Annotated in this window: 3 protein-coding genes and 1 pseudogene; 2 read left to right on the top strand and 2 right to left on the bottom strand. The window is 48.8% G+C overall.

Annotation, left to right across the window (positions count from 1 at the left end; translation table 11 throughout):
• The coding region (locus ACLTD4_RS33590) for a hypothetical protein (RefSeq protein ID WP_412331967.1) at nucleotides 1-433 on the bottom strand (433 nt) is incomplete at its 3' end.
• Between the two features lie 72 nt (nucleotides 434-505).
• Nucleotides 506-1,918, bottom strand: coding sequence for a sodium:solute symporter family protein (locus ACLTD4_RS33585; RefSeq protein ID WP_006782030.1), 1,413 nt, complete (start codon nucleotides 1,916-1,918; stop codon nucleotides 506-508).
• A gap of 190 nt (nucleotides 1,919-2,108) precedes the next feature.
• Between ACLTD4_RS33585 and ACLTD4_RS33580 the strand changes: the two genes are divergently transcribed.
• A complete protein-coding gene (locus ACLTD4_RS33580) occupies nucleotides 2,109-2,795 on the top strand; it encodes a TetR/AcrR family transcriptional regulator (RefSeq protein WP_138669669.1) in 687 nt (228 codons plus the stop codon).
• 154 nt (nucleotides 2,796-2,949) lie between these two features.
• A pseudogene (locus ACLTD4_RS33575) lies at nucleotides 2,950-3,178 on the top strand (MFS transporter); the annotation flags it as partial.

Raw genomic sequence — 3,178 nt, 5'->3', positions numbered from 1 at the left:
GGTAGATGCAGTCTGCCGCCCGGTAGGCCGCAAAGGAATCCTTCCAGTGAAACTGTGCCGTCTGGCCCTCGCCGGAGGCGCTTGTCACATGGATGCCGTCGTCCCTGCCGCTCAGCTCCACGGTGTAAACCAACCGGGCCGCGTTCAGTTTCATGGCCTTTGCCTGGTTGTCCAGAGAGTAGAAAAACATGCCGAAATAGACGGCAGGCAGCCCCAGGGCGATGGCGGTCAGCACACTCCCAAGCAGGACGGCCTGGTCCGCCCTGGAGTTCATGGCGAAGCAGACGATGGCGGAGGCCATCAGAATTGCGGCAAAGATGGCCGGCGATTTCCAGCGCTTCTGCCGTTTTAACGTGTCGAAGATGGCAAAGCTGCGGAATGTGGCGGCGTCCAGTCTCACCGGTATGGTAATCGTATCGATATTGGTATTCATAGCGTCATTCTCCCTTGATTTCCTAGTTCTAATAGTACCGTAAAGTTGGAAAAACGACAAGCATTATCTGTATTAAATTTCAGGGGCTGGCTGCATGGCAGACCGTTTCCTGACTACCCAGGAGCTGGTTAGCAGCAGTATGATATTTAAGGGAACCCCGATAAAGACTCCTTCCGTGGGAAATGCGGGAAAGAGGTCCATGGCAGCGGTCAGCACGGCGACGGTTATCATACAGGGAGCGACCACCTTCTTTTCCGGTGGATACTTCATAATGTTGGCCAGCAGGACGGGCGGAAATACGGATGCCCCATACATGCCGGTAAACAGCAGCATTACCACGCAGACGCTCTGGAAATACAACCCCAAAATAATAGCCAGGATACCGATAACCAGCACAAGAAAACGGTTGATAAACAGCCCCTCCCGCTCCGTCCGTGTTCGATGGAACCGTGGGAGGATATCGTTGGAAATGATGGCGGTCTCCGTCAGCAGAAGCGCATCTCCTGTAGTGAGCAGAAGACTGACAAAAGCTGCAATACCAATGCCGCGCAGCACAGGCGGAAGATATGTTTTCATGGCGATGGGAAGAAAAGCAACCATCTGTCCCTCCGGAAATAAGATGGGCTTTGTCAATGCCGCGGTCCACATGGGAATCGTAAAGAGAAATCCAAGGATACTGGCAGTCATGGAACTGCGCACAGCCGTTTTGGCATCCCTGGACGCGAAAATCTTGTGGGCCAGTGTCGGTTCACAGCAGTAGGAGAGAACCAGGGCGAGAAAGGTGCCAAGCCCGTAGCCCAATGGCGCTCCGTGAACCAGGCTGAGCTTCTCCGGCTCTGTCGCCGCGAACACGGCGCCGATTCCTCCGGCTTTGGTAAAAACGATGACTGGCACTACAATGACACACATTACGGTGATAAAAATCTGCTGGATACTGTCGGTAACCGCGATTCCGGCCAGTCCGCCGCTGACGGTCAGCAAAATGATGATGATGCCTCCGGCAATGATTCCGGTTTGAAAGGAACAGATTCCCAGCAGCTGTGCAATCGTACCACAGGCGACAAATTGTCCGGCAATCTGTCCGATTAAATAGACCATGCTGATGGAGGAGGAAGCCACACGTGCATCGTCCCCCGCCAGACAGCGTATGTATTCCGGATAAGTGAGAGCTCCGGAGTTGCGCATATTTTTCGCCATCAATGACATGATGAACCAGCCCACATTGGAGCTAAACAGGATGGTGATAGCTGTCAGGCCGAACATCCCAACCATCTCCATGGCGCCAGACCCAGAAAATGCGCCAAAAAAGGTGGCGAGAAAGGATGAGATTAAGACCAGAGGAGTCAGAGACTGCCCCGCGGTGGAAAAATCTTTTGCATTTTTTACCTTTCGTGATGCGAAAAAGCCGATAGAAATAATAATCAGGATATACAATATAAATACCAGTGCATCCGTCACACCAAGAACCTCAATAAACGTATTCATAGGACCCCTCCTAATTTAACGAATTATAGTGCTAAACTAAACATGCTTAAATAATATCAGAATAATAATTGAACGTCAAGAATAAAAAGAACCGATTATCTATTGATTTTATTTGTACGACCCATTATAATCAATACTATTGAATCCGGTTGGAAACGGGAGTCAGTCTGATAGAAAGTTGAGGAGAACGATGCGGTTTAAACAGTGTGAAGAAATAGAAAATACAAAACAGTCCAATCTCGATACGCCGGCGGCCCAGAGTATCTTAAGCGCGGCCAGGGAGTGCTTTCTAGAAAAAGAATATGGCAAAGTTACGTTCCGCCAGATTGCCGAGCGGGCCGGGGTGACATCCGGTTTGATTGCCTATTATTTTGAGTCGAAAGACCGCCTTGCGGCGAGGATTACGGCAGAGTATCTGGAGGAGGGGATTCAGAAGATGGATTTGTCCGCCATGAGCGGGCTGGACAGCGCGGAGCGCTTCTATACCGTCGTGTTTCTGGACTGGCTGATTATCGATGAAAATCCTGATTTTGCCAGGTTTTATTACAGTTACAACCGAAGTACTCCGGGTCTCTACTGGGAAAACGGAAACACCTATACCCGGCTGGTCCGTGAGTTCCTTGATGAGTATCGGCTGGATGTGAGTGAAAGGCAGAACGAGATTTATCTGATTGCCTGCCGGGGGAGTACCAGGGAGCTGCTGCTTCACCGCCACGAGCATCCCCATCTCATTACCAGGGAGACGGTCATGGATATCACCACCTCCAATTATTTTTATAATCTTGGAATGAGTGATAAGGTCATCTACCGGGTGATTCAAAACAGTAAGACTTTTTTGAGAAAGCATTATCCCCATGCGTTTCAGGAGGAGTCATGAGGGGGCGGAATAAAATAGAATATCAAATAGGCGGATAACCTGGATTTTGAGTGGAAATAAAAATTTCTGCTTGACAATTCAGGTTATTCCTTTAAACTAGTATTAAGCATGCTTAATAAAATTGATTGAACGTATTTACAAAAGGAGGTCTTTCATGAAAAAGCTGGGCAATCGAATCTGGCCGTTAATCTTTTTTTCTCTTGCGGCCAATGTGGGAAATATCATCTTTTTTCCGGTTATGTTTTATTCGTCTTTTCAAACGGTGTTTGATTTAACCAACGCACAGATGGGGAATTTGACAGCGGCATATGCAAGCCTTGCTGTTCCCGGCTATCTGATCAGTGGATGGGTAGCCGATAAGTTTAATTCAAAAAAACTGATGC

The sequence above is a fragment of the Hungatella sp. genome (assembly GCF_046966825.1).
This window is presented reverse-complemented; position numbering and strand designations above follow the sequence as displayed.